Origin of the sequence: Spirosoma endbachense, from assembly GCF_010233585.1 — a bacterium.
Taxonomy (GTDB): domain Bacteria; phylum Bacteroidota; class Bacteroidia; order Cytophagales; family Spirosomataceae; genus Spirosoma; species Spirosoma endbachense.
This window is the reverse complement of the sequence record NZ_CP045997.1, coordinates 8208773-8233906: the sequence shown is the minus strand read 5'-3', so window position 1 is coordinate 8233906 and position 25134 is coordinate 8208773. Positions and strand designations below refer to the sequence as shown.

General features: G+C 48.8%; 21 protein-coding genes. 9 read left to right on the top strand and 12 right to left on the bottom strand.

The genetic code is table 11. The features are described 5' to 3' along the window. Positions 1-3 precede the first annotated feature (3 nt). From GJR95_RS33445 to moaC, 6 genes are all read right to left on the bottom strand, one after another. Positions 4-1209: a DegT/DnrJ/EryC1/StrS family aminotransferase gene (locus GJR95_RS33445; RefSeq protein WP_232540945.1), complete on the bottom strand. Its 1206-nt coding sequence runs from the start codon at positions 1207-1209 to the stop codon at positions 4-6. 184 nt (positions 1210-1393) lie between these two features. Next, positions 1394-1900, bottom strand: coding sequence for a nucleoside deaminase (locus GJR95_RS33440; RefSeq protein ID WP_162389992.1), 507 nt, complete (start codon positions 1898-1900; stop codon positions 1394-1396). A 3-nt stretch (positions 1901-1903) separates the two neighbouring features. Then, the gene (locus GJR95_RS33435) at positions 1904-2689 is read right to left on the bottom strand and encodes an aminoglycoside 6-adenylyltransferase (RefSeq protein ID WP_162389991.1); all 786 of its coding nucleotides are present in this window, start codon (positions 2687-2689) and stop codon (positions 1904-1906) included. Between the two features lie 96 nt (positions 2690-2785). Continuing rightward, a complete protein-coding gene (locus GJR95_RS33430) occupies positions 2786-3394 on the bottom strand; it encodes a DUF6992 family protein (RefSeq protein ID WP_162389990.1) in 609 nt (202 codons plus the stop codon). A gap of 29 nt (positions 3395-3423) precedes the next feature. After that, a complete protein-coding gene (locus GJR95_RS33425; RefSeq protein ID WP_232540944.1) occupies positions 3424-4020 on the bottom strand; it encodes an NTP transferase domain-containing protein in 597 nt (198 codons plus the stop codon). Continuing rightward, a complete protein-coding gene (gene moaC, locus GJR95_RS33420) occupies positions 4013-4501 on the bottom strand; it encodes a cyclic pyranopterin monophosphate synthase MoaC (protein WP_162389989.1) in 489 nt (162 codons plus the stop codon). Before moaC ends, GJR95_RS33425 begins: the two co-directional genes overlap by 8 nt. 206 nt (positions 4502-4707) lie before the next feature. On the opposite strand from moaC, the gene GJR95_RS33415 reads away from it, so the two are divergent. The 4 genes from GJR95_RS33415 (at position 4708) to GJR95_RS33400 (ending at position 8758) form a co-directional block, all read left to right on the top strand. Then, entirely contained in the window at positions 4708-5898 is a 1191-nt protein-coding gene (locus GJR95_RS33415; protein WP_162389988.1) for a molybdopterin molybdotransferase MoeA, read from the top strand. A 64-nt stretch (positions 5899-5962) separates the two neighbouring features. Further along, positions 5963-6901 carry a carbon-nitrogen hydrolase family protein gene (locus tag GJR95_RS33410; protein WP_162389987.1) on the top strand — a complete coding sequence of 313 codons (939 nt, stop codon included), beginning with the start codon at positions 5963-5965 and terminating at the stop codon, positions 6899-6901. Between the two features lie 3 nt (positions 6902-6904). Beyond that, the gene (locus tag GJR95_RS33405) at positions 6905-7723 is read left to right on the top strand and encodes an AraC family transcriptional regulator (RefSeq protein WP_162389986.1); all 819 of its coding nucleotides are present in this window, start codon (positions 6905-6907) and stop codon (positions 7721-7723) included. Positions 7724-7792: 69 nt separating this feature from the next. Further along, positions 7793-8758 carry a nitrilase family protein gene (locus GJR95_RS33400; protein ID WP_162389985.1) on the top strand — a complete coding sequence of 322 codons (966 nt, stop codon included), beginning with the start codon at positions 7793-7795 and terminating at the stop codon, positions 8756-8758. 79 nt (positions 8759-8837) lie between these two features. Here GJR95_RS33400 and GJR95_RS33395 read toward each other — a convergent pair whose 3' ends face one another. The 4 genes from GJR95_RS33395 to GJR95_RS33380 all read right to left on the bottom strand — a co-directional run bounded on the left by GJR95_RS33395 (position 8838) and on the right by GJR95_RS33380 (position 15232). After that, positions 8838-9833, bottom strand: a complete 996-nt coding sequence (locus GJR95_RS33395; protein ID WP_162389984.1) for a glycosyltransferase family 9 protein — start codon at positions 9831-9833, stop codon at positions 8838-8840. A 53-nt stretch (positions 9834-9886) separates the two neighbouring features. After that, a complete protein-coding gene (locus GJR95_RS33390; protein WP_162389983.1) occupies positions 9887-10945 on the bottom strand; it encodes a DUF4249 domain-containing protein in 1059 nt (352 codons plus the stop codon). Positions 10946-10947: 2 nt separating this feature from the next. Next, positions 10948-13359 (bottom strand): TonB-dependent receptor, encoded by a 2412-nt coding sequence (locus GJR95_RS33385; protein WP_162389982.1) that lies wholly within the window; start codon positions 13357-13359, stop codon positions 10948-10950. A 145-nt stretch (positions 13360-13504) separates the two neighbouring features. Then, the gene (locus GJR95_RS33380) at positions 13505-15232 is read right to left on the bottom strand and encodes a helix-hairpin-helix domain-containing protein (protein WP_162389981.1); all 1728 of its coding nucleotides are present in this window, start codon (positions 15230-15232) and stop codon (positions 13505-13507) included. A gap of 239 nt (positions 15233-15471) precedes the next feature. Here GJR95_RS33380 and GJR95_RS33375 point away from each other — a divergent pair, with 239 nt between their 5' ends. Then, a complete protein-coding gene (locus GJR95_RS33375; RefSeq protein WP_162389980.1) occupies positions 15472-15783 on the top strand; it encodes a 2TM domain-containing protein in 312 nt (103 codons plus the stop codon). 59 nt (positions 15784-15842) lie between these two features. Here the strand turns inward: GJR95_RS33375 and GJR95_RS33370 are convergent, their stop codons facing one another. After that, positions 15843-16409, bottom strand: a complete 567-nt coding sequence (locus tag GJR95_RS33370; RefSeq protein WP_162389979.1) for a pentapeptide repeat-containing protein — start codon at positions 16407-16409, stop codon at positions 15843-15845. 10 nt (positions 16410-16419) lie between these two features. Beyond that, positions 16420-17214, bottom strand: a complete 795-nt coding sequence (locus GJR95_RS33365; RefSeq protein WP_162389978.1) for a thymidylate synthase — start codon at positions 17212-17214, stop codon at positions 16420-16422. A gap of 371 nt (positions 17215-17585) precedes the next feature. Between GJR95_RS33365 and GJR95_RS33360 the strand changes: the two genes are divergently transcribed. The 4 genes from GJR95_RS33360 to GJR95_RS33345 all read left to right on the top strand — a co-directional run bounded on the left by GJR95_RS33360 (position 17586) and on the right by GJR95_RS33345 (position 25127). Further along, a complete protein-coding gene (locus tag GJR95_RS33360) occupies positions 17586-20180 on the top strand; it encodes a hybrid sensor histidine kinase/response regulator (RefSeq protein WP_232540943.1) in 2595 nt (864 codons plus the stop codon). Between the two features lie 163 nt (positions 20181-20343). Continuing rightward, on the top strand, positions 20344-21450 hold the full coding sequence (locus tag GJR95_RS33355) for an AI-2E family transporter (RefSeq protein ID WP_162389977.1): 1107 nt from the start codon (positions 20344-20346) through the stop codon (positions 21448-21450). Between the two features lie 180 nt (positions 21451-21630). Next, complete coding sequence (locus GJR95_RS33350; RefSeq protein WP_162389976.1) at positions 21631-22353, top strand: hypothetical protein; 723 nt, start codon at positions 21631-21633, stop codon at positions 22351-22353. 2 nt (positions 22354-22355) lie between these two features. Further along, positions 22356-25127: a TonB-dependent receptor gene (locus tag GJR95_RS33345; protein WP_162389975.1), complete on the top strand. Its 2772-nt coding sequence runs from the start codon at positions 22356-22358 to the stop codon at positions 25125-25127. Positions 25128-25134: the final 7 nt, after the last annotated feature.

Below are 25134 nucleotides of genomic sequence, written 5' to 3'. Positions count from 1 at the left end.
CAATTACGCTTCTACCAAAGTGGCTTTCCGAACGGCGGCCTCGATGTTTGCTGCCAGTGCATCGACTTCGTCAGTGGTCCACGTTGCCCGAATGCCGAACGAAATCAACCGCCCAACCACCGCCTGCGCATTCGGTATGTCGAGGTTGTTATAATCTTGCGGAGCGCCGAATTTTTCTATGGGCAATGCGGCAGCCGTACGCATATCTTTCAGGTGGGTCCACTGGTTAATGAAATGATACATATTCGTGAACCAGTAGTTGAAGCCTCCCACGCCAGCAGCATTCAATTCGGCAATCACCCGCCCGGCGGTTTCAGTATCGGGCAGCAGCAGATTCAGGAACGTTGCCGAATCACCATTGGTATCGGGAATACGAGCGAACGATAGGCCCGGAACCTGACCCAATGCCGACATGAACTGGGTTTTGTGAATATTATTCCGTTGAATTATTTCCGGAACCCGGCGCGTCTGTACTACGCCAACAGCAGCATGGAGTTCGCTGATCCGATAATTGAACCCCATAATGGGATGCTGTTCCATACCCCGATTCGTACCAATGTGGTCGTGACCATGATCAGAATAGGAGTCCGCGTGTTTATAGGCCGTTTCATCGTTCGTGACCATAATTCCGCCTTCGCCAGCCGTCGCGATCTTAAAAAAGTCGAACGAATAGGCGCCAGTCTTACCCCACAAACCCGTCGAAACACCTTTATAGCTCGCACCCATGGCCTGCCCGGCGTCTTCAACCAATACCAGGTTGTTTTCCTGAATAACCGCCATGATTGCATCCATATCAGCCATCTGGCCACACATATGAACAAGACAAACCGCTTTCGTTTTCGGGGTAATCGCCTTGCGAATACCATCGGCACTTAAACAAAGTGTGTCGTCGATGTCAGCGAAAACAGGCAATGCGCCCGCCATCAGAACAGCTTCGACCGTAGCGATGTAGGTGAACGGCGGTACAATGACCTCATCGCCAGCACCAATTCCGGCAGCAGCTAATGCACACAGAACGGCGGTTGATCCGCTCGAAACCGCATGAGCGTAGTTGGCACCTACCAGTTTAGCAACCTCAGCCTCAAACTCACGGGCTTTATAAATATTGTTGCGTTGTGCTTCGTGATTGTAGCGAAACAGGATACCGGTCTCAAGCACATCATTGATTTCCTTGCGCTCGGCCGCTCCAAAAAATTCCATTCCTGGCATAACGAAAACCGTTTAGAAAGCCGCTTCGGAAAATTTTCTCTGTAAGCGACCCGTTTTTTTTGCAAAAGTACGGCTTTTGTAGAGATGTAATACGTTACGTCTCCCGAGTGGATGGTTTTTGCCGATACGAACTTACATGAATGTCTATGAGAAACCGGCGGACCGGCCAAATAGTGCAGTTGACTTAATACAACGTTCGCACATCCATAGCGATCCATTCATCGAAAACAGCATTCGCTTCGTCGCGCAGGGCCTGTTGCATGGGTATCCGGCGTTCTTCACGGGGTTTCTCTAATTCACCGTAAATAAAATGGTCGTCGAAGCCCGCCCGTGCGGCATCATAATGAAAAGCACCATACACAATTCGACTCGGGCGCGCCCAGTAAATAGCACCCAGACACATTGGGCAGGGCTCGCAGGAGGCATAGAGTGTACAGCCGTCCAGCTGAAATGTTCCCAGATTCCGGCAGGCATCGCGAATGGCAACCACTTCGGCATGGGCCGTTGGGTCGTTGGTGGAGGTTACCTGGTTGCAGCCTTGCCCAACAATTTCGCCGTTACGAACAATGACTGAGCCAAATGGACCGCCCTGTCCGGATGCCATTCCTTCCCGTGCCAGCCGGATGGCCTCCCGTAAAAAGTCATCATCGGTGACCAATGGCTGATTCGGCGGTATTTCCTGATTTTGCATGAGTTAAAGTGTCGTCAAATAATTCTGAACGGCCATCTGTGCCGCGTCGTGTCTGTGTACTGTATCTGGAGCAAGCAAATCGCGCAACTCACTGTATAAACGAATGCACGCCTTTAAACTGTCAAGCAATGAGTCCCGGTCGGGTCTGGCGATTGTGCTACGCAAGGTTTCCAGATCAGCCGGATCGGCCATTGTTTCAATCCGCCTTACTCCTCTGGGCAGTCCACCTTTTTTCAAGTGTAGCATCGGGCCAAGTACGACATTTCGCACAAAAGAAAGAAAATCCATTGCTTCAAAATACTCCCCCCTGCCAATTTTCAATGCCGCATAATGAACCCAAATCCAGAAACGGTCTTCCGTCCATTGGAAATCGAAAGGAGGATATTGAGCTTCTGATTGCTGAATAACCGACGTCAGCAGGCCATCACGCTCCCAAACAATTACTGGATCTTCAACGCGCTGATAAAATTCAGGAAGAGTCAGAAATTTAATGTCAACGTGCAGCAACGGTGACTCATACAAGGCAATCAGTAAACGGAGTTCACCAACATGATCACCCCGAAACGACGACAGCATTGTGCCAAAGCGGGACGCATAAGATCGCATCTGGTTCAGATCATGGGCAATTGGCTGGTTGGTCACCAACACCAGGTCAAGATCGGAATACGTGTCGATAGTCTTCGTAATCCAGGAACCCCCAATGGCTAACCCGATGGTTTCGGGGTCATTCTGGATACGCTCAATGGCTTTGTCGATAAACGTCTGGAAAGGTTGTAAAATCGTTTGCATGATGCCTTGCGACTAGTGAATTATCGCAAAACCGAACCCTACACAGATAAGTTCAGGCATCCACCGGAATTACCGGCGAACCAGACAAAAAGCCATCTACCTGATCGGGATAACCAGCCCCACGCCCATTGGCCCGGCCGAAATGAGCTTAATTTCCTGTTTATCACCACGACTTTTAAACACAAAATAATTGACCAGATCGAACGCCAGCAAAAATCCACCCTGAAGCATGATCGACTTACCATAGCCCTGCAACTGATCGCTTTTGTCGGGATGCGAATGACTGCGTTCGCGCAAATAGGCTCCGCCCACCACGTAGGCAACATCCAAACCGGCATTCAGGAGTAAGACCTGCTTCATCGTTTCATGCCGCTTTATGGCCTGCGCTAACGTTTCGTTTTTGGCATTGGCTTTCCGTGAGCCCAGCAAACCAATTCCGGCAATGCCCAAATTGAACAGGTTCCAATACACATTCATCTGGTGAACATATTTCGTCTCGCCCGAGGTTTGTCCGGCTGCAATACTTCCAGCCGCGATGTTAGCCAGCGCGTAGCCACCCAGCGCAAAGCCAAGCGTTTTCTGATGCCGAATACGCTGTTCGCTGAAGTCGCGTAATGCTGGCGATGGTGAAGCGCGCTGAGCCTGTGCCGCTGCGCAAAAAAATACAGTGGTTGCCGTAAACAACCAGTCTCTGAGCAGGTTCATGGTGAACTGTTTCTACCTAAACCGGCTGTTCACTGCTGATGTTTCAGGGCTTCTTTCGCGGCCGGGTCATTGATGTTCACTAACTCACGATTGTTGGGGGCAGTTAATAGATGGACATCATTCATCATCAAAATTCGGCGGGGTGAATACGCTCCCTCACCAATGGCCTTTTGCAAAATCGGCCAGATAGAAGGTTCCCAAATACTCAGCAACGGTTCAGGAAACCGACCGTCGGAGTCATAGAAAGCGGTAGCATGTTTCGCGGGATCACGCCCTGCCACCAACGCATGAATCGACTGAGCCGTCAGCAGTGGCATATCGCAGGCAACAACCAGCCAGGCCGCATCGGGCATCACCTGAAACGCCGACAGAATGCCATTGAGCGGCCCGACAATGTTGTCGAACGTATCGACAATCAAGGGTTGCTCCACATCGGCCAGTTCTGCGGCCTGATGGCGATTGACCGACCAGAAGACCGTGCTGCAATAATCCTGAAGCAAATCGGTCAGGTGTTCGCGCTGGGGTTTATCGTGATAGGCCAGCACCGATTTATCCTGCCCCATCCGTATACTTTTCCCACCAATCAGCACAAGGCCGTTGATAGAATCCGCCCCAGACTTATTCACGTTTGAAATCCCGTTTCCCACCCGTTTTTTCCATCAATTTGGTTTCTCTGATGATAATGTCATGCGAGAGGGCCTTACACATATCGTAGATCGTTAAAGCCGCTACCGATGCGCCAACCAGCGCTTCCATTTCAACACCGGTTTTGCCTTCCGTCGAGACAAGACAGTCCACAATAGCGTCTGGCCCATCGGTCGTAATCGTGATCTGACAGTTATCCAGCCCCAGTGAATGGCAGAGAGGAATCAGGTCATCGGTGCGTTTGGCGGCCATGGTTCCGGCAATTATGGCCGTCTGGAATACGGGGCCTTTCCGCGTTTGAATATCGGCCCCGGTCGATCCAGACTGGGTCAGATGCTGCATGATTTCAAGCCCTAAAACAACGACACTTTGGGCGCGGGCCGTGCGACGACTTATTGCCTTCGCGCCAACGTCAACCATCGCCGGATTTCCACTGGCGTTGAGGTGAGAAAGAGAATCCATAATCGAATGAATAATGGAGAATGAAAAGTAATAGGATTTTTGCTTGGAGCCGCGGACGGTGGTTTATTAATCGTCATCAAGAACCGTGGCACGGCTCCAAGCAAAATCCTGCTAGAGTATGGAAATACAAAGGTAGAGGACGGTTAACTGTATTCTATTTTTTCCTTGTACATTGTCCATTATTCATTCGTCATTATTTATTGCCCATGCTTTCCGTTGCCGACGCGTTTGCCATTACTCAACAGCACCTATTGACGCTGCCCGCAGAGTCTATTCCAGTCACCGAAGCCACTGGCCGCGTACTGCGCGAAGCCGTTCGTGCCGACCGTGATTTCCCGCCATTCGACCGAATTGCGATGGATGGCATTGGGATTTCGTTTGCGGCCTATGCATCGGGCCAGCGCACATTTCCAATTATTGGCAGACAGTTTGCCGGGCAACCACCACAAACGCTGCCCGACCCAACGGCCTGCCTGGAGGTGATGACCGGAGCCATGCTTCCCCTGGAAGTCGATACGGTTATTCGGTACGAGGACGTAACAATTGCCGACGGTCGGGCAACGATTACACTCAATGACATTGAACAGGGGCAACATATTCATCGACGCGCTACGGACCGACAGGCTGGAGATGAATTAGTACGCGTGGGTATGTTACTTGGCCCGTCGGCCATTGCCGTAGCGACTTCAGTAGGTCAGGCAATGCTATCGGTTACGGCCCTTCCCCGCGTAGCGTTGATTTCAACCGGCGATGAATTAGTCGATGTGGATGAAGCGCCTTTACCCTATCAGATTCGGCGCTCGAACACCTATATGCTTCGAGCCGCTTTGCTATCGTTGGGCATCAAGGCAACACTACACCATATAATTGATGACGAACAGGTGCTAGCCGATAACTTAGCGAAGCTGCTGGCAGAAAACGACCTATTGATTTTAAGTGGAGGTGTGTCGGCGGGAAAAGCTGATTTTGTACCCGCAGTACTGGCACAACTGGGCATTCAGAAACAATTCCATCAAATAGCCCAGCGTCCCGGAAAACCCCTGTGGTTTGGAACAACGTCGCAAAAAACCGTCTTTGCCTTACCCGGCAATCCGGTTTCAACGGTGCTCTGTGCCTATCGTTATGTGATGCCTTACCTGCGAGCGTCGCTCGGTTTGGTCAGTGCCGCTCCTCAGTATGCTCAACTGGCGAAACCCATCACGTTCCGTCCCGATATCACTTATTTTTTGCCGGTTCGACTAACCTCTGAACCGGATGGCCGGACACTGGCGCACCCACTCCCCGGCTCCGGCTCCGCCGATTTTGCCAATTTATTAGACGCCGATGCGTTTATGGAATTACCTGCCGACCGGTCAGAGTTTGGCGTCGGAGAAGCGTTTCCGGTATGGGGCAAATGAGACTTTCCTGCTAATAATCGCAGTTGGTAAACTGCGCACATCTGCCAGAAACAAAACTGTATCAATGACAACGTTTAAAACCGTAAAAGTAGGCGTCGTGCAAGCCACTCCGGCTTTGTTTGACCTGGCAGCCAGCGTCGATCTGGTTATCTCCTGGATTGAGCGAGCTGCCCAGGAAGGCTGCCAGCTACTACTTTTTCCGGAATCATTTATTCCCTGTTACCCTCGCGGGTTGACGTTCGACGCCATTTTGGGTAGACGGACAGATAAAAGCCGAACCATATGGCTGGACTATTGGGCAAACAGCATTGAGGTGCCTTCTTTGTCGGTTAGTCGAATTAGTGAAGCCATCAAAAAAGCCGGACTCTTCACCGCACTCGGCGTAACTGAACGAGATCCGATTGGCGGTACGTTACATTGCTCGTTACTCTATTTTGGCAGCGACGGCACATTCCTGGGCCAACATCGTAAGCTCAAACCCACCGGCCTTGAGCGGTATATCTGGGGAGAAAGTGATGGTAGTACACTAGTCAGTTTTGACACGGGTCTGGGACGAATCGGCGGACTTATCTGCTGGGAAAATTACATGCCCTTAGCCCGCATGGCGATGTATCAGAAAGGCATTGAGATCTATCTGGCTCCCACCGCCGATTCCCGCGATAGCTGGCAGGCTACGATGCAACACATTGCGATGGAAGGCCGTTGTTTTGTTCTGGCCAGTAATCAGTTTGTCCGAAAAGCCGACTATCCGGATCGTTACCAGCCCGATCTGGTCGACGAGCCGGAGATCATGAGCAGTGGCGGTAGTGTGATCATTTCACCACTGGGCGAAATTCTGGCCGGACCGCTCTGGAATCAGGAGGGTCTACTTACGGCTGATCTTGATTTTTCGATCCTGGCAAAGAGTAAATTAGATTTTGATTGTATAGGCCATTATTCGCGAAACGACGTTTTTAAGTTAGAGGTAGTGAATCAACCACCCAGTATGAAAATTGAAGGCTAATCGATGCAGCTAGTACCGTCTCCTGAGCTTTCTGGCCTCGTTAAGCATTACCTGATCATCGAAAACCAGGTAGACCATACGCCTATTTACCGTTTTTTTCCAGACGGGCACACTGGCTTTGTTTTCACGTATGCTGACCCGCTCACTCAATACTACGTTACTGACCAGCCGTTAACACTACCAAACAGCTTCGTTTACGGGCAGGCCAATCGCTACCATACCTTGCTTTCAGGCAAGAAAATAGGCATGCTGATCGTCGTTTTACAGCCCTGGGGATTACATGTACTTTCGGGTATACCCGGAAACGAAACGACGAATAACCAGATTAGCCTTTCCAGTGTGTTTGGCAATGACGGCAGCCGTTTGCAGGAGCAAATTCTAAATGACGCGGACAACGCAAGCCGAATTAAACGAATTGAGCTCTTTTTGCTCAAGCACTGGCAAGGGTTGTCTTACGAATCCGTTTCTGTTCAGGCGGCCATTCAACGCATTCATCAAACAAAAGGGTCAACGACTGTTCAGGAATTGACCAGGCACCTGAGTGTAACGGAACGAAGCCTCGAACGCCGATTCGACAAGGTTATGGGCATTCGTCCAAAGCAGTTTGCCCGAATCATTCGCTTACAGCATTGCCTTAAAATTCACCGAGAAAACCCTGCCCTCACGTTAACCGAATTGGCCTATAGCACCGGCTATTATGATCAGGCTCATTTCATTCGGGAGTTTACCAACCTTGTCGGCATCACCCCTACGCAATATGACGCCAATGCGCAGCGTCTGGCGGTCAATCTAATGCCTTTAGACCCTTCTATCGGCACTTAATCGATTTGTCGGTTTTATACAATCGCTGCCTTTCTGGGTTTTCTACTTTTGAGCCAAATTCAAACAGACATGGAAAATCTTCGTATTGCAACAGCCCAGTTCGAGAACGCCAGTGGCGACAAAGCGTATAATTTGGCCATGATTCGGAAGCTGTCAGAAAAGGCGGCCCAGCAGGGCGCTCAGGTCGTGGCGTTTCACGAATGCTCCGTTACTGGCTATACATTTGCCCGGCATTTATCCAAAGAACAAATGCTGGCTCTGGCTGAATACATACCCAGTGGCGACAGTATTCAGGCCCTGACGCAGATTGCGCGCGATTACGATATTGTTGTACTAGCCGGTTTATTTGAAAAAGATCAACAGGATCGACTATTCAAGGCTTATGTCTGCGTGGGAAAAGATGGACTGATTGCCAAATACCGAAAACTTCATCCGTTTATCAATCCTCACCTGCTCCCCGGCGATCAGTATGTGGTCTTTGAGTTATTCGGCTGGACATGCGGTATCCTGATCTGCTATGACAACAACGTCATCGAAAATGTACGAGCTACGGCTTTATTGGGAGCCGATGTCATTTTTATGCCCCATGTAACAATGGGAACACCTTCGCCCCGACCGGGTGCCGGATTCGTAGATCCAGTCCTGTGGGAAAACCGGGAAACAGATCCGACCTCTGTTCGGCTGGAGTTCGATGGGATGAAAGGCCGGGCCTGGTTATTGAAATGGCTCCCGGCCCGTGCCTATGACAATGGCGTGTATGTCGTTTTCTCGAATCCGATCGGTATGGACGATGATCAGTTAAAGAACGGTTGTTCGATGATCATCGATCCGTTTGGCGATAGTATAGCTGAGTGTCGGCAATTGGGTAATGAGGTGATAACGGCCACCTGCAATCCCGAAAAACTCCAACTGGCTGGTGGCCATCGGTATCGCAATGCACGGCGGCCCGAACTCTACCGCGACATACTTGGCCAGGCCCATACGGCCGAACAGAAAGTAGTCTGGTTGAAACCAGATGACACCTTTACCAGCTAATGGCCTGGGATTTCTACCACGATCATGCCTGCCCTGGCAGGAGGATCAGGCATGGGAACGATGAACGAAAAGAGATTGCCTACTCCAGATTCTTTTTTTTCCGCAGCTCTTTTACTTCGAAATCAAACTGAAGTTCGTTCATGCATTTAAAGTGCTTCAACGGGCATTGGTCAAACCCGATTTTGGAACAGGGGCGGCACTCCAGTCCCGTTTTTTCGATCACCACATAAGGCGTCTTGTAGGGATACATGCCCAGTTGCGGAGTGGTGTTTCCCCAGATTGAATAGACCTTCTTTTTGAGAGCAGCTGCAATGTGCATCAGCCCGGTATCGTGGCTAAACACGACCCGTGCACCCTGCAATAACGACGCAGACTGATTGAGGTTATACTGCCCGCAGGCATTATAAATCATTCGCGGACCAACGGCCCGGACAATTTCATCACCAACCTCACGGTCTTCTTTACCGCCCAGCAAAATAATTGGATGATCGATTTTCCAGCAAAGCTCAATCATGCGTAGCAACGGCAACTTTTTGGTTGCGTGCTGCCCGCCGATGGCGTATGCCACATAATCGTGTCGATGCGTATCGGGCAACCACTCGGTTTCGACCTGATCTTTGTAGGGGATGAAAAAGTCGAGTCCCCGCCCATCATTCTGAACGCCCAGCGCCTGCACGGTTGCCATATACCGATCCACAATATGCACATTGGGCATGGCATTGACTTTCCACCGGACATAGAACCACTTACGCAGGTTCAACTTGTCGAAACTATATGATTTCGCTCCCAGGCCAAGTTTGATCAGCCTCGTACGCAGATTGTTATGCAAGTCAATGACATAGTCGTACCGTTCGGCCCGTAACTCTCGAATAAGGTCACTGAGGCTATCCTCCAGAAAATACCGTTTGTCGATATAGGGGTTATGATCAACAATGGATTGGTAGGCCCGTTTCGTGCAAAAATGCACTTCGGCACCCGGCAGTTGCTGCTTCAGGCACCGTACAACAGGCGTCGTCAATACAATATCGCCGATGGATGAGAAGCGTAAAACGAGAATTTTTACCGGGGGAGCCATGATACGACTTATTTCCGCAAAAATATCATTTTTTAGGTAGGTAACCAAACCATTCAGTAGGCCCACCAACGAGGTTTATTACGCGTTCTGTACAGATTATTTTCGCAGATCACACAAGCTGACGGCTGTGGCACACTTACTGGTGGATCGAGATCAGGAACGCCCTGACCTGTGCTTCGATCTATATAAATAAATTGCTCTGAAACCCCAGCCGCACCGAAGTAGCCAAACGCCATTGTGGCCGGGTCGCTCACGCAACGAACGTTACCCTGAACAATGGCAGGAGCCGCATCGAACAGCCCGCCCGTGTTGGTTGTTAGCTGCCGGACACTCTTCCAGAACGTATAAGCTCCTTTGCTGATAGCCTGTTGCTGCACCTCAAGGTAATAGCGACTGGTCGACTTAAAAGGCGCCCGCATAATAAACTGACGACTGATGGCCTGCCCGTTGATATTGACGTCGGAGTTTACACTTATACAGCTATAACAACGAACAATATCCCAGCAGGGTGTACAGCAGTCTAAGCCAACAAGCGTACCTTCTCTCGTTTCCTGCTTAAAGCAAATATCAATCGGTTCATAGTGTTGCCAGTCCCATTTATAATAATCACCCGTCGTTTCAGGATCTTTGGTATCCAGATAAACATTCCATCCCTGATTTTTGGCATTCACAACCGATTCACCTTCTACGCTGTATTCATAGTATAGTTTCTGAATTGGAGGGGCCGCTCGCAGCACTTCAGCATCTGACTCATAGCGTTTACCAGCCTGAGTCACAACCGTTACTTTATAACTGCGTCCTACAACGCCCTGAATGCCCCCCACCCGCGTCTGATACACACCGCCGGGTGCCTGTTCGGTCAGCGTTTCCCGGTTTCCCTGATTGTCTTCAATGGTTACGGTTGCTCCCGTTTCCAGCAAATTCAGGCTTTTGTAGGAATAGTCGGCTGTACGGGTCAATCTGACCGTATAAGGTCCCGCCTGGTCCGTAATCTGCCCTTCAATAATTAGCGAAGGAGGAATACTGACTGTGCCAGGCTGAAATTCTGTCACGCAGGAGAGAACGGCCAGCAAAACCCCAAGTCCATATATGAGCAGTCTGAAATAATTCATGATCAGAACTTGAAATTATAGGTTAATGATGGAAAGGCCGTTCCGAAAATTGACAGCTTATAGGCATCGGTGGAAGACGCCGAACTTAGCTTATAGAAAATCGAGTAGGCATTCTTATGCGCATAAACATTATAGATCGAAAAAACCCAGTTGCTTTGGTTGCGTTTTTTCTTGAGCGGATTCTGCTCAAACGTCATCGAGAAATCAAGCCGGTGATAGTCAGGAACGCGCTGTTGATTTCTGTCGAGGTAAATTGGAACGAGTATTCCCCCCACTTTAGCAAGGGCCGATGGCTGGGTTGTCGGGCGGCCTGTGCTATACGTAAAATTCAACGACAGGCTGAACCAGGTCGTTGGCCGATAAATGGCCAATACGTTCAAGGTATGGGGCTTATCGTAATTAGCGGCATAAGCCCGGCCATTGTTAACCCGTTCTTCGGCATAGGGACTGTTCATCGTCAGGAACGTACGCGCATAGGTGTAGCTGATAAAACCACTCCAGAGTCCCTTGTTTTTGCGCAGTAATCCTTCAAACCCATACGCTTGTCCACTGCCCTGAACAATCTGCGTTTCGACCGCTTCGGCCAGTTGCAGTTCGGCCCCATCCCGATAATCAATAGCGTTGGTCAAGGTTTTATAATATACCTCACCCGAGGCTTCAATATCGTTGTCGGATGTATTACGGAAATACCCGAGTGCCCATTGATCAGCAATCTGCGGTTTAGTGTAACTGTCGCTCAAGTGCCAGCGCGAGGTTGGCAGGGCAGCCGTTGTGTTCGTAATCTGTTGAATATATTGCCGCAATCGGCTATAGCCCGCCTTGATCGCCTTTCCTTCCCCTACCGACCAGCGAACGGCCAGACGGGGTTCCAGGCCACCCGCCGAATGGTAAATTCGGCCCGCCCCATACGTTTTCGTCGATGCCACGGTTTCGTCCTGACGAGGCCCGTTTTCCTGATACGTCCGTACTGTCTCTGGCCCCCGATTCAGCAAGGTAGAGTAGCGTAACCCTACCACAACAGACACATCGGTATTCAGTTTCCACTCATCCTGTACATAAGCCGCGAGTTCGTAGGCCCGTTCGCGGGCAAGATCGACAGGCAATACGTTCGAGAAAGGGCCGGGAATTCTGGTATTGGGCTGAATCAGATAATCAATGGCACTGATGCCTGCCTGCCATTGGTGCGTCTCATTGGGCGTATAGGTGAAATCAGATTTGATCTGCCGATGCCAGATCCCTGATTTTAGTTGAAAGGCATTTGCTGAATCTGGCGACGACAGATCAGCCTGGTAGCGACTAAAAATGGCCGATGTCGCCAGATTCAGTTGTTTGCTAATGAAATAATTCCAGCGTAGTGAACCCGTCAACGTCTGGTAATTAAACTGGGTTGATGATGCGTTGATTTCCTGTCCCGACAGCGAGTCTGACGCCAGCTTGAATACATCGGTGCTTACATACCCTGTCAACGTAATGGTATGCTGTTCGTTGGGCTGGTATTTAAGCTTGCTTGTCAGATCATAGAAATTGGCTTTTGTGTCTTTAAGGTTTGGGGGAGCCAGCTTGAATAGAAAATCATTGAACGAAGCGCGGGCGGCCGCCAGAAAGGAGAGTTTGTTTTTAACGATTGGCCCTTCGATGCCTAATCGGCTCGAAATGATACCAATACCACCATTAATTCCCCATTTTTCGGCACTTGGTTCCCGAATTTTCACGTCCAGCACCGATGAAGCCCGTCCTCCATACATGGCTGCCACGCCCCCTCTGTTCAGGGTTACATCACGCACAACATCAGGATTAAAGACCGAGAAAAATCCCATCAGGTGGCTCGAATTAAAGACTGGCGCATCATCGAACAAAATCAGATTCTGATCAGCACTACCACCCCGAACATTGAAACCGGGTGCGCCTTCACCAACTGTCGTTACACCGGGCAGTAAGAGTAAGCTTCGAACAATGTCTACTTCACCCATCAGCGGGGGGATGCGCCGAATGCTCCGAATAGATAGTTGAGAAACCCCTATTTCAACTTTGCGCACATTTCGGTCGGGGGTTTCGCTCGTTACAACAACTTCTTCCAGGTCTTTGGCATCATCTTCCATGGTAATCTCCCGGAAGAGTGTTTTTTGCAGCGAGATGGTATCCTCTTTGGTTCGATAGCCAACATGAGAGAAGCGCAGGATGTAATTACCCGGCGGTAACTGTACAATATAAAATCCATCTTTGGCCGTCACGTAGCCTTTCGATACGTTCAGAACCACAATGTTGACTCCCTGAATAGGCTTCCCGGTTTTGACATCCCGGACATAGCCTGTAGCCGGAAACGTAGTGGCGTGGCCATTCGACGAGGTTCGTTGCTGGGCCAATGCCCCGTTGAGCAAACAAACGGACACGAACAGTAGATGTAAAAAGCGCATAGAACCGGGGTTAGGAAACGCAGAGTTGGCAGCCTGGCATCAACAATGGTATGACATGTCAAGGATATAAAGAGATAAAATCCATGATTTACCCTATTATGCCTATCATTAATCCATTGTTAATGCGTTCAGAGGCTGCGCTACCCTATGTACGTGTCCTTTCCCGTCGTCGTTGCAGATAGTCGCTCATTTCGGTCAGCGTCAGGGCATTGAAGGTCATGGCGCGGGTTAATCCACCTTTCCGGCCGATGGCTACGCCGTAGTGCATGTCGAGCAACCCGACCAGATCGTGCGCATCGGGGTTAATGCTCAGCATTACTCCTTTTTGCATGGCATAATCGATCCAGTGCCAATCGATATCGAGCCGATAGGGACTGGCGTTGATTTCGATCACAACCTGATGCTCTGCACAGGCGTCGATGATAGCCCGGTGATCGATAGGATAGCCTTCGCGGGCCAGTAGCAGTCGGCCGGTCGGATGTCCCAGAATCGTTGTATAGGGATTTTCGATTGCCCGCAGTAATCGCGTGGTCGCTTTTTCGAGCGACATGGTCAGGGTCTGGTGTACCGACGCGACAACATAATCGAAGGTCGCCAGCGTAGCGTCGTCGTAATCCAGGGAGCCATCGCCCAGAATGTCGGATTCGATCCCCTTAAAAATGCGAAAGTCCTGACCAAGACCAGCATTGAGCTGATCGATTTCAAGTTGTTGCTGTCGAACCCGGTCACTGTCGAGGCCGTTGGCATAAGAAGCCGTTTTTGAGTGGTCGGCAATACCAAAGTAGGTCAGGCCCAGTTCGCGGCAATAAGCCGCCATATCAGCAACCGACTGTTTTCCGTCCGACCAGGTACTGTGGTTATGAAGGGTTCCGCGCAGATCTTCCCAGGTCACAAGCTCGTCGTTGCGATGACGGCTGGCCCAGCGAAACGCGAAATCATCTTCCCGCATTTCGGGTACAATGTAGGGCAGACCCGCCCGTGCATAAATGGCCGCTTCAACCTCGGCCGTTTCTGCTTCAACCTCGGCCATTGTACTGGTTTGGGCGATCTGCAATAACGGGAATCCGCCATTACCGACTTGTTGCAGATGCGAATCGGTTGCCGTTTGAATAAACAACTGGCGGTTTATCTGTTCGGCCGGATACAACAGTAATTCAACCAGTACGTCGAATCCCTCCAGTTTTCCCCGCCACACAAACGGCGACGACTCGGGCTCGTTCTGCTCCAGATTGGCCAGATTAGCCAGCGTCTTCATCGCAGAAATTGGATCACTGGTCTGTACCAGCAATTGTACCGTATCGACCTCTTGTGCCTTCCGGCGGACCTGACCGCTGATCTCGACCCGCTCGAAGTGTTTTATCAGTTCATCGTGCAGCACATTGGCAATCATGGCTGCTTTGTCCATACGAACCTTACCCTGTTGCTCCTGTAAAAACTCCAGGGCCGTCAGAATTTTCTCCTGCGTATTGGCCCCAAACCCCTTAGTTTTAGCAATCTGGCCGTTTTCGCCTGCTACTTTCAGATCTTGAAGATTGTCGATACCCAACTCCTGCCAGAGGGTCCGTACCTTCTTGACGCCCAATCCTTTGATTCGAAACATATCCAGAACACCCGACGGCGTCTGAGCCAATAGCTCCTCGAGGTCGGTCAGGTGTCCGGTTTCTACGATTTCACGGATTTTACCAGCCACTGACTTGCCCACACCGGGCAGTTTGGTTAGCTCATCGATCGATAGCTGGGCCAGATCAGCGGTGGTTTTGTCCAGATTGAACGCGGCCGTCTGAAAAGTCCGTGTGCGGAAGGCATCACGGTCATGGAGTTCCATTAGTCGGCCCGTTAGTTCGAGTAAATCAACGATTTCGGAATTGGTCATAGCAATAAAGAGATTCACTCCGCAAGTTAGGCAATTGGTCAGATTTGACTGATAACGCAGAAAAGGGTCAGTCTATCTTTACTACATAAACTTAAAACGTTTTGACCTGGAGCCGTGCCACGGTTCCTGATGACGATTAATAAACCACCGTCTGCGGCTGCGGTGGCACGGCTCCAGGTCAAAACGTTTTAAAACCAACACAAATCGTTTTCCTCACAAAGCAACCTTATCAACTTATCATGGAATCTACTGATCAAAAACCTGCTGACCGCGACCCCTATTTATGGAAACAGGCCAAAGCCCGCGTTGGCTTTCGGATGCACTTACGTTCTTATTTACTTGTCAATAGTACACTCTGGATTATCTGGGCCATTATATCATTTGCGTTTCGTTCACCAAGCCATTGGGGATTCATTTTTCCCTGGCCAATCTTCCCTACACTCGGCTGGGGTATTGGGCTGGCTTCGCATTACTTTGGTGTTTACCGGGGTGGTAGCGAAAAAGACATGATCGAACGGGAATACCAGAAGCTAACGAGTCAACAACGATGAACCAGCTAGTGAGTTTTCCGGCCGGATTCAGCATAAACGATTGCCTCCGGCTGGAAAACTCATTGATTGATTACAAGATCGTATTTCGTCAAAAGGCCGGGCAAATTATCCAGCGAGAACCGGGCTTTTTTCAATTTATTGTCATCTGGATTCAACTCCAGATTGTATGAAGTCGAGAAGTCTACCTGAGCCAGATTGTTTTCTTCGAATCGGGCCAGTTCCAGGTCACACTGTTTAAATAGTGTTCCGACCAGCTCGCATTTCAGAAAATGCGCTTCTTTCAGAGAGCAGTCTATAAAATGAGCTTTTTTCAGCTTACGGTTAATGAAAGCGGTATAATCAAGTCGGCACTCCTGAAAATCGACGTGGAATCCAAACGCATTGCACTGCCCAAAATCAACATGAGCTAGTTTGCAGTTGATAAAACGAACATCGTAGAGCTTCGTATTCCGTAGCGCTATTCTGGTTAGATTGCAGTCTTCGAAACGACAATTGACAAAATTCGACCCAGTAAATTCCATTTGGGCTAAATCGAGTTTACTGAATATGCATTGTTCAAATTCCTGACCAATCCATTGCGCGGGGGCTTTACTCTGTAGGTCAAAGACCTGATTATAGTATTCCATTGCTCGCTACCTAAACGGCTACTGGCGCTTTAATGGCCGGATATGGGTTGTAATTCTCCAGTGTAAAATCCTCGTATGTAAAGTCAAATACCGATTTCACGGCAGGATTCAGGCGCATGGTTGGCAATGGGCGTGGTTCGCGGGATAGCTGCGTTTCGACCTGATCCAGGTGATTTAGATAGAGATGCGTATCGCCACCAGTCCAGATAAACTCATATGGTTCCAGACCACATTCCTGAGCAATCATCATTGTCAATAATGCATAAGACGCAATATTGAATGGAACGCCCAGAAAAACATCGGCGCTACGCTGATAAAGCTGGCAGGATAGCTTGCCATCGGCCACATAAAACTGAAATAAAGCATGACAGGGCGGCAAGGCCATTCCTGGCACATCCGCTGGATTCCAGGCCGATACGATCATCCGGCGCGAATCGGGCGAATTTTTCAACTGCTTCAAAACATCGCTCAGCTGATCGATCGTACGCCCATCGGTAGCCGCCCAGCTTCGCCATTGACGACCATAAACCGGCCCCAGATCGCCGTTCTCGTCGGCCCACTCATCCCAGATCGAAACTCCGTTGTCTTTCAGGTATTTAATATTGGTATCTCCTTTGATGAACCACAGTAGTTCATGTATAATTGACTTCGTATGAACCTTTTTAGTAGTCAGTAACGGAAAGCCCGCCTGCAGATTGAAACGCATCTGATAACCGAATACACTGATGGTGCCGGTGCCGGTGCGATCGGTTTTGCGGGTGCCATTAGCGAGAACATGGCGCAGTAGATCGTGGTATTGTTGCATTCAGCAAAGAAACGAAAAAGCGACTTTATTACAGACCCGAAGCCTACCTTTTTGCAATCGATTCACGGGAAGTATGCCATTGATAGTTGTCGAAGTCGGTATTAGCTGATTACTAATTAAGCCGCCAGGCTCAGCGTATAGACCTGGCAGTCGGCTTGGGAAAGATAGCCTGGGAACAAAAAATGTTTATCTACTAGCTCATTAGAAGAACTTATTATTTATTTATTTTTACATTTATATCATTTGTATGATTTTACCCGATCTTATGTCTGGCATACTGAATCTGTTTTCATGTACGTCAGCCTGAAGGTTGAACTCTATTTATCCTACAAATTCTCTGCCTACCTCTATAGTAGTCTGGCTTCGATTCTATGAATTTTACTACACGTATTGGCTGGATACTGGCCGTTGGCTTATTAATTCCAATACTCATTGGTATAAATGCCCACCGCACAACAGAGCGCATGGTCAGCCAGAATCGTCTGCTCATTCATACGCATCTGGTATTGCAGAAAACGCAGCAGATCCAGGCGCATTTAACCAATTTGGATAATGATCTGCGGGGCTATCTGCTTAGTCAGAATAATCCTTTCTTTAAGGCAGATTACGATCGGAATGTCAGGCAAATGGCGGGGTTTCTAAAAAATATAGCCGCGCTCACTGTCGACAATCCCGCTCAACAACAGCGGCTGCGAACGATCAGTCAGCTTTTCGAACAAAAATTAGCTCATGGTAACATATTGTTCACCAAGCGATCACCCCAGGAGGGATTGGCTCGCCTTGATTCTGTGCGAACATTCATGGGCTTCAGCGACCAATTGTTCCACCAGTTAAAAACAATAGAAGCCGTAGAGAACGAACTGCTGACGGTAAGGGCAACTGCCAGTGAGCAATCGGCTACCTATGCCACCCGAAGCAGCATTGCAGGTGCCGTTGCAGCACTAGCGATCATTCTATGGGCCATTTTTCGGCTACTAAAAACCCTTAATAACGCAACGCGCCTAAATCGGCAGCTTGCTCAGAATGAACAGCAGCTTAAACGGTTTCTGGAAGCGGTACCCGTCTCAATTGTGGTTGTCAATAAAGATGGGGATCTGTACTATGCCAATCAGGCTGCAGCTACCATGTTCGAAGCAATTACGAAACTCAATACATACGCTGATATTTTAAAACAGATTACCATTTACCAGTTTCCCAATGGCAATCCGTATCCTACCGAAAAACGGCCTGCTTTTCGGGCAATGAAGGGGGAAACATCGCAGGTAGACGACATCGAAGTTCGGATTGGTGATAAGGCCATTCAAATCCTGAGTTCATCGAGCCCGGTTTACGATGCGGAGGGTATGCTGCAATATGTAGTCTCCTCCAGCATCGACATTAGTGATCGGGTTCAATCGCAGCTCCGTTTGCAGGAAGCCAAAGAACTGGCCGAACAGGCCGCCCGGATCAAGGAGAACTTTCTGGCCAATATGAGTCACGAGATCCGCACACCATTAAATGCGGTGATTGGTTTTTCGAACCTGCTGGAAGTGACACCCTTGAATGAGGAACAGGCCGAATTTGTAAAACTGGTTCAGACGGCGGGAAAAAATCTACTGACGATTGTCAATGACATTCTGGATATTTCCAAGATTGAAGCGGGTATGATTCAGATGGAGTCAATTCCGTTTAGCATTCGTTCGCTGGTGGCCTCGCTTCAAACGATGCTTCAACCGACGGCAGCGGATAAAAATCTGAAACTGGTCTTCGATGTAGATCCAACCTTGCCTCCTCTGGTACTGGGCGACCCAACCCGACTCACTCAAATTCTGCTTAATCTACTCAGTAATGCCATCAAGTTTACCAAAGAAGGTTCCATAACGGCTCAAATTACCAGGCAGGAAGAAACGGAGCAATCAGTACGCGTACAGTTTAAAGTAACAGACACGGGCATTGGTATCGAGGCTGATGCGCTTCCCCATATCTTCGAGCGATTCCGGCAGGCCAGCAATTTTACCACCCGCTACTACGGCGGTACAGGTCTGGGACTTAATATTGTCAAGTCGCTCACACAAATTCAGGGGGGCTGGATTACCGTAACGAGCAAACCGGGTAAAGGCTCCGAATTTACACTGGAAATTCCTTACCAGATCGCACCAGAATCAGTTCGCAAGGGCATTGATCCAGATTTAACCAAAACCAATGCGGTAAAAAAATCACTGACCATTCTGGCCGTAGAAGACAATCTGATGAATCAGAAATTGGTCTTACAGGTAATCAAACGTTTAGGCTACAAGGCCGAACTGGCTGAAAATGGTCAACAGGCACTCGATATGCTGCAAAAAGAGTCTTTCGATCTGATCCTGATGGATATTCAGATGCCCGTGATGGACGGTTATCAAACCACTCGTCATATTCGAACTACCCTGCAAAGTAATATCCCGATCATTGCCATGACAGCCCACGCACTTGCGAGCGAACGCGAACAATGTTTGCAGGCGGGGATGAACGATTTTCTGCCTAAACCCTTCCAGATGGAGGATTTACAGCGGATGATTCAGCATTATGGGTTCCCGAATGGCGAACAGGCACCGGTAGTGGAGACTTCGCGCCCTGTCCATTCAATCGATTCAACCTCATTCTCAGTCGAGCCGTTACTAAACTCAGTAGGGAATGATGCCGAATTAGCGATGGAACTGCTGGAAATATACCTTGATAAAACCCCGGATGAAATTAAGCAGTTGCAGCAGGCACTGAGCGATGGCGATGTGAAAGCGATTGGCCGTACGCTCCATACGCAGAAAGCACCCGCCATGATGATGGGATTAGAAGAGGCAACGGAGCTGAATTTAAAAATTGAAGCACTGGTAAAAGCCGATAAAGATATTACAGCCGTAGCTCCCTTGCTTGAGCAATACATCACCGTTGTCGAAGCCGGATTACCGGCAATTCATACCGCGCTGCAAAACGGAACAAATCAGGATTAACCTCTTTTGTTTGTCCAGTAGTACTACAGCGGCTGTTTAAATTTTAATCAACTAGAGATTAGTCAGATAGTAAAATAATTTCGAGCGCCAAGCCGGTGATTTTCCAGCGTGATTCTGTATTTTTCAAGCAAATCAGCATTTCCCACCTAACCCGGCTCAGCCAATGAATCAACTTCCGCTTACTGTCAGGAGATCAATTGAATTACTGGGGTTATTTCTGCTGGGCGCGCTGATCATCATCGGGAAAGCGGTGATTATGCCATTAATCATCGCTTTTTTTGTCAGTATCGTTCTTCTGCCCGTGCATCGCTTTCTGATTCAGCGTCGTGTTCCGGAAACGGCAGCTATTATTCTGTCCATTCTGCTGATGATGCTATCCGGAGTTGTCGTTATCTGGTTCTTTTCATCACAAATCAGTAAGCTATTAGCCGATTTCCCGCAGATTAAACGAACGATATTGCTTCATATCCACCAACTGAGTGACTGGCTGGTTGAACGCACTCATTTTTCAACGCAACAGCAGCTGCAGTTTTTTCACGAACAAAACGCCAAAATCCTGAACTCGGTTGGGGGTTTGCTGGGTGGTGCAGCCGTGTCGGTATCGTCGGTTTTTATGCTGCTGGGACTGATGCCTATTTATGTTTTTCTCCTGCTCTTTTACAAAAACTTACTGGTTCGATTTGTCTTTCTGTGGTTCCCCCCTCAAAACCACGACCAGGTCGAAGAAGCCATGTATGAGACCGAAACAATTATCAAAAGCTATCTGATTGGTTTGATGATTCAGATCGCCTTTATTGTTGTTATTCTGGGCGGTATACTACAAATCCTGGGGGTTCCTCACGCCTTGCTGATCGGCATTATTCTGGCGTTTCTGAACCTGATCCCCTACGTCGGAATTTTTGCGGGCACCCTGATTGGCGTACTCGTTATTCTGGCCTCTTCTGAAGAATTGTTGCCCATTATCGAATTGATTGTTGTGGTTATTGTCGTTCACTTCGTCGATCAGAATATTCTGCGTCCTCGCGTAGTTGGGTCTAAAGTCAAAATCAACGCATTCAGTAGCATCGTCGGCGTGGTCATTGGCAGTCATCTGGCGGGCATTGCGGGTATGTTTCTGTCGCTACCTATTATTGCCATCCTCAAGCTCATTTTTGAACGAACGGAAATGTTTTACCAGTGGAGTGTCTTGCTCGGCGACGAACGACCCGATGATAGCCCCATGCGAAAGCCGGAGTTACGAATCAAGCCCGGCGATGATCCCATCGATTAAAAAATAGAGTCTGAGATAGTTATAAAAGTCATTGTTTGTCTCTTTCTAAAAGCAGGCGGCTGTTAGAACGAGTTATTTTGTGTGGTGCGTTACAACTGGTTACGGAATTATTGCCTCTAGACAAGCTGGATTGCGCTTATTATAAATCTTGAATTACCCCGATTTCAAGGATCAGACGTTATGCACTATAGGTCATTCTTTTTGCTTTTCTTATTCCTTATCAATAATGCGCTTGGTCAAACGGCAAGTTCTGATAGCTCATTTCTGGTTTCGGCCCAAAATCAGGCAGTTCAGCTATACGAAAAAGCACTGAAAGAGAAAACCCATCTGTATAATGGACATGAATACTTTCAGCATGATCGCCGTATACAAATCCACCCTTATTTCGCTACGGATAGCTTAAGATCAGGAGCTATTTCGTACAATGGATTACAGTACCAGAATGAGCAAATGCTTTATGACATCGTCCGCGATGAGCTTGCCATTCACATGCCCGGAAATATATTCCGAATTCGCCCGCACAGCCAGCAGATCAACTTTTTTTCGCTGGGTAATCATCAGTTTATCCGAATTGTTGGCGATAGTGCTACCGGAGTTCGCACCGGTTTTTACGAATTGATCCATAAAGGACGCGTACAGTTTCTGGCAAAACGGGTCAAGACGATCCATGAAGACATTTCCGGTGGGGTTTATAAGGCTGATTACCTGCCCAAAGACCGGTACTTTATTCTAAAAGATGGTATTTACCACGAAGTCAGAAAGAAACGATCCGTTCTTGCCTTATTCCCTGATCAGGTAGCTCCGCTCAGAAAATACCTGCGTACGTCAAAGATTAAATTCAACGAACAGCGCGAGCAGGCTATAATGGCTCTTGTCGAGCAGTATGAAAAACTTATCCAGTAACTATGGCTCAACTTTACCGCCCTTTCCTGCTCGTTCTAACTCTATTTTGCGGCCTTATCAGCGCATCGGCACAGCAACAGGCCGATAAACCAATTAGCGGAGATTTCACGAATCTCCGCTTTGAGCAGTTCGCCAAACAAATCGAAAGCCAGACTCCCTACTGTTTCTTCTACAATCCCAGCGATATCGACAGCCTTATTGTCAATGTACAGGCTACGAATCAGCCACTTCGCGCTATTCTCCGACAGCTTTTTGAGGGAAGTAAATATTTCTTTGCCATTGATCAGAACCAGCGCGTCTACATAACCTTCGATCGACCGATACAGACCGAATTGCCCGTTGGTTATTTTCGGGGAGGCAGTGGCAGTACGGAAAATGATTCGACCATGAATGCCTATCTGAGACTGGGGAAGGCGAAGCGGGTCGAAACAGAGACCAAAGTCTATGACATCGGCAAACGAACGAATCCAATCCGGCCCGGTCGATCTACCATTGCCGGTTCTGTACGCAGCATTTCGTCGGGAGAGCCGATCGTTGGGGCCGCTATTTACGTCGAGAATCCACGAATCGGTACCGTAACCGATCAGTTCGGGTATTATTCAATCACACTTCCCCGCGGCAGGTATGACCTGAAGCTACGGAGCATTGGCCAGAAAGATACCCGGCGTCGGGTAATTCTTTACGCCGATGGCAAGCTTGATATTGAGATGGAAGACGATGTGATTGCTCTGAAAGAAGTCGTGATCGAAGCCGAAAAAGACGTCAATGTATCGGGCATGCAGATGGGTCAGCAACGCGTCGACATCAAAACGATCCGTCAGGTTCCTACTGCCCTGGGCGAAGCGGATTTACTGCGGGTAATTCTGACACTACCGGGCGTAAAATCAGTGGGCGAGAGTTCAACCGGGCTGAATGTGCGCGGGGGCTCTACCGACCAGAATCTCATTCTGTATAACGATGCGCCGATCTACAACTCATCGCACCTGTTCGGCTTTTTCTCGGCGTTCAACCCCGATATCATTAAAAGCGCCGAGTTGTATAAAAGCGGAATTCCGTCCCGTTTCGGCGGGCGATTGTCGTCGGTGCTGGATGTACAGACGCGCGATGGAAACAAAAAAAAGCTGGTCGGTTCGGGCGGAATTGGTCTGCTGACTGGTCGGTTAACGCTTGAAGGTCCGTTGTTAAAAGACAAAACCTCGTTCATTATTGGCGGTCGCTCAACCTACTCCGACTGGCTATTGCGGCAACTACCCAATTCATCGTTTAAGAACAGTCAGGCTTCGTTTTATGATCTGAACCTGCATGTTACACACGATTTCAACGAAAAAAACACACTTTACCTAACGGGCTACCTGAGTCAGGATCGGTTTCGGCTCAATAGCGATACGACCTATCAATATCAGAATCAGACCGCAACCCTGAAATGGAAACACATTATCAATAACAAGCTCTACAGTGTGTTTACGGGTAGTTACAGTGGTTATAAATACAATGTTTACAGCGAGAAAAATCCGATCAATGCCTATCAGTTAGACTTCGCCATTAATCAATCGCAGGTTAAGGCTGATTTTAATTATTACCCAAGCAATCGGCACGCGGTCGATTACGGAATCAGTTCAACGTATTATAAGCTGTCTCCCGGCAACTTCCGGCCACGGGGTAGCGAGTCATTAATTGTTCCGGATCTCGTTTCCGGCGAACAGGGGCTGGAGAATGCCGTGTACATAGGTGATAAGTTCGACATTACCGATCAGTTGTCCATAAGTGGCGGCCTGCGCTATTCGGCCTACACCTACCTGGGGCCAAAGTCCGTTTTTCAGTATGCGCCGGGTCAGGCACGAACAGAGAATACGATCATCGATACGGTGTCTTATGCTACTAATCAGGCCATTCAAACCTACCATGGTCCCGAATATCGTCTGGCTCTCCGGTATGCTTTATCCTCTACAGCATCCATAAAGGCCAGTTTTAACCGGATGCGACAGTACATTCAGATGCTCTCCAACACAACGGTTATCTCGCCCACCGATATCTGGAAACTGAGCGATCCAAACATTAAACCGCAGATTGGCGACCAGTATGCACTGGGTTTCTACCGGAACAATCGAACAAATACGATCGAGACATCCGTTGAGGTGTACTATAAAAACATCCAGAATCTCCTCGACTACCGCAGTGGTGCAATATTGCTTTTAAATCACCACATCGAAACGGATGTAGTCAATGCCCAGGGGAAAGCCTATGGTATCGAGTTTCTGATTAAAAAATCAACGGGCAAATTAAACGGCTGGCTTAGCTACACCTATGCCCGGACGCTGCTCCGAACCAATAGCCCAAACAGCGCCGAAACCATTAATCAGGGGTCCTACTACCCCAGCAATTACGACAAGCCGCACGATGTTACGATGATTGGTAATTACAAAATCAACCGCCGGTTCAGTTTATCGCTCAATTTCACCTACAGTACGGGGCGGCCAATTACGCTACCGGTATCAAAATACACGCTTGATGGTGCTCAGCGCCTATTCTACTCCGAGCGAAATCAGTACCGGGTTCCCGACTACTATCGGGCCGATTTTGCGATGAATATTGAAGGCAACCATAAGATCAAAAAATTAGCGCACAGTTCCTGGACCATTGCCGTCTATAACCTGACTGGTCGGCGCAATGTCTACTCGGTATATTTCAAATCAGAGAACGGTGTCATCAATGGGTATAAATTATCCATTTTCGGTCAGCCAATACCGTCTGTTACCTATAACTTCAGATTTTAAGGGAGCC

Coding starts and splice junctions, on each gene's coding strand:
- GJR95_RS33445 (WP_232540945.1), bottom strand. CDS start 1,209: ATGCCAGGAATGGAATTTTTTGGAGCGGCCGAGCGCAAGGAAATCAAT.
- GJR95_RS33440 (WP_162389992.1), bottom strand. CDS start 1,900: ATGCAAAATCAGGAAATACCGCCGAATCAGCCATTGGTCACCGATGAT.
- GJR95_RS33435 (WP_162389991.1), bottom strand. CDS start 2,689: ATGCAAACGATTTTACAACCTTTCCAGACGTTTATCGACAAAGCCATT.
- GJR95_RS33430 (WP_162389990.1), bottom strand. CDS start 3,394: ATGAACCTGCTCAGAGACTGGTTGTTTACGGCAACCACTGTATTTTTT.
- moaC (WP_162389989.1), bottom strand. CDS start 4,501: ATGGATTCTCTTTCTCACCTCAACGCCAGTGGAAATCCGGCGATGGTT.
- GJR95_RS33415 (WP_162389988.1), top strand. CDS start 4,708: ATGCTTTCCGTTGCCGACGCGTTTGCCATTACTCAACAGCACCTATTG.
- GJR95_RS33410 (WP_162389987.1), top strand. CDS start 5,963: ATGACAACGTTTAAAACCGTAAAAGTAGGCGTCGTGCAAGCCACTCCG.
- GJR95_RS33405 (WP_162389986.1), top strand. CDS start 6,905: ATGCAGCTAGTACCGTCTCCTGAGCTTTCTGGCCTCGTTAAGCATTAC.
- GJR95_RS33400 (WP_162389985.1), top strand. CDS start 7,793: ATGGAAAATCTTCGTATTGCAACAGCCCAGTTCGAGAACGCCAGTGGC.
- GJR95_RS33395 (WP_162389984.1), bottom strand. CDS start 9,833: ATGGCTCCCCCGGTAAAAATTCTCGTTTTACGCTTCTCATCCATCGGC.
- GJR95_RS33390 (WP_162389983.1), bottom strand. CDS start 10,945: ATGAATTATTTCAGACTGCTCATATATGGACTTGGGGTTTTGCTGGCC.
- GJR95_RS33385 (WP_162389982.1), bottom strand. CDS start 13,359: ATGCGCTTTTTACATCTACTGTTCGTGTCCGTTTGTTTGCTCAACGGG.
- GJR95_RS33380 (WP_162389981.1), bottom strand. CDS start 15,232: ATGACCAATTCCGAAATCGTTGATTTACTCGAACTAACGGGCCGACTA.
- GJR95_RS33375 (WP_162389980.1), top strand. CDS start 15,472: ATGGAATCTACTGATCAAAAACCTGCTGACCGCGACCCCTATTTATGG.
- GJR95_RS33370 (WP_162389979.1), bottom strand. CDS start 16,409: ATGGAATACTATAATCAGGTCTTTGACCTACAGAGTAAAGCCCCCGCG.
- GJR95_RS33365 (WP_162389978.1), bottom strand. CDS start 17,214: ATGCAACAATACCACGATCTACTGCGCCATGTTCTCGCTAATGGCACC.
- GJR95_RS33360 (WP_232540943.1), top strand. CDS start 17,586: ATGAATTTTACTACACGTATTGGCTGGATACTGGCCGTTGGCTTATTA.
- GJR95_RS33355 (WP_162389977.1), top strand. CDS start 20,344: ATGAATCAACTTCCGCTTACTGTCAGGAGATCAATTGAATTACTGGGG.
- GJR95_RS33350 (WP_162389976.1), top strand. CDS start 21,631: ATGCACTATAGGTCATTCTTTTTGCTTTTCTTATTCCTTATCAATAAT.
- GJR95_RS33345 (WP_162389975.1), top strand. CDS start 22,356: ATGGCTCAACTTTACCGCCCTTTCCTGCTCGTTCTAACTCTATTTTGC.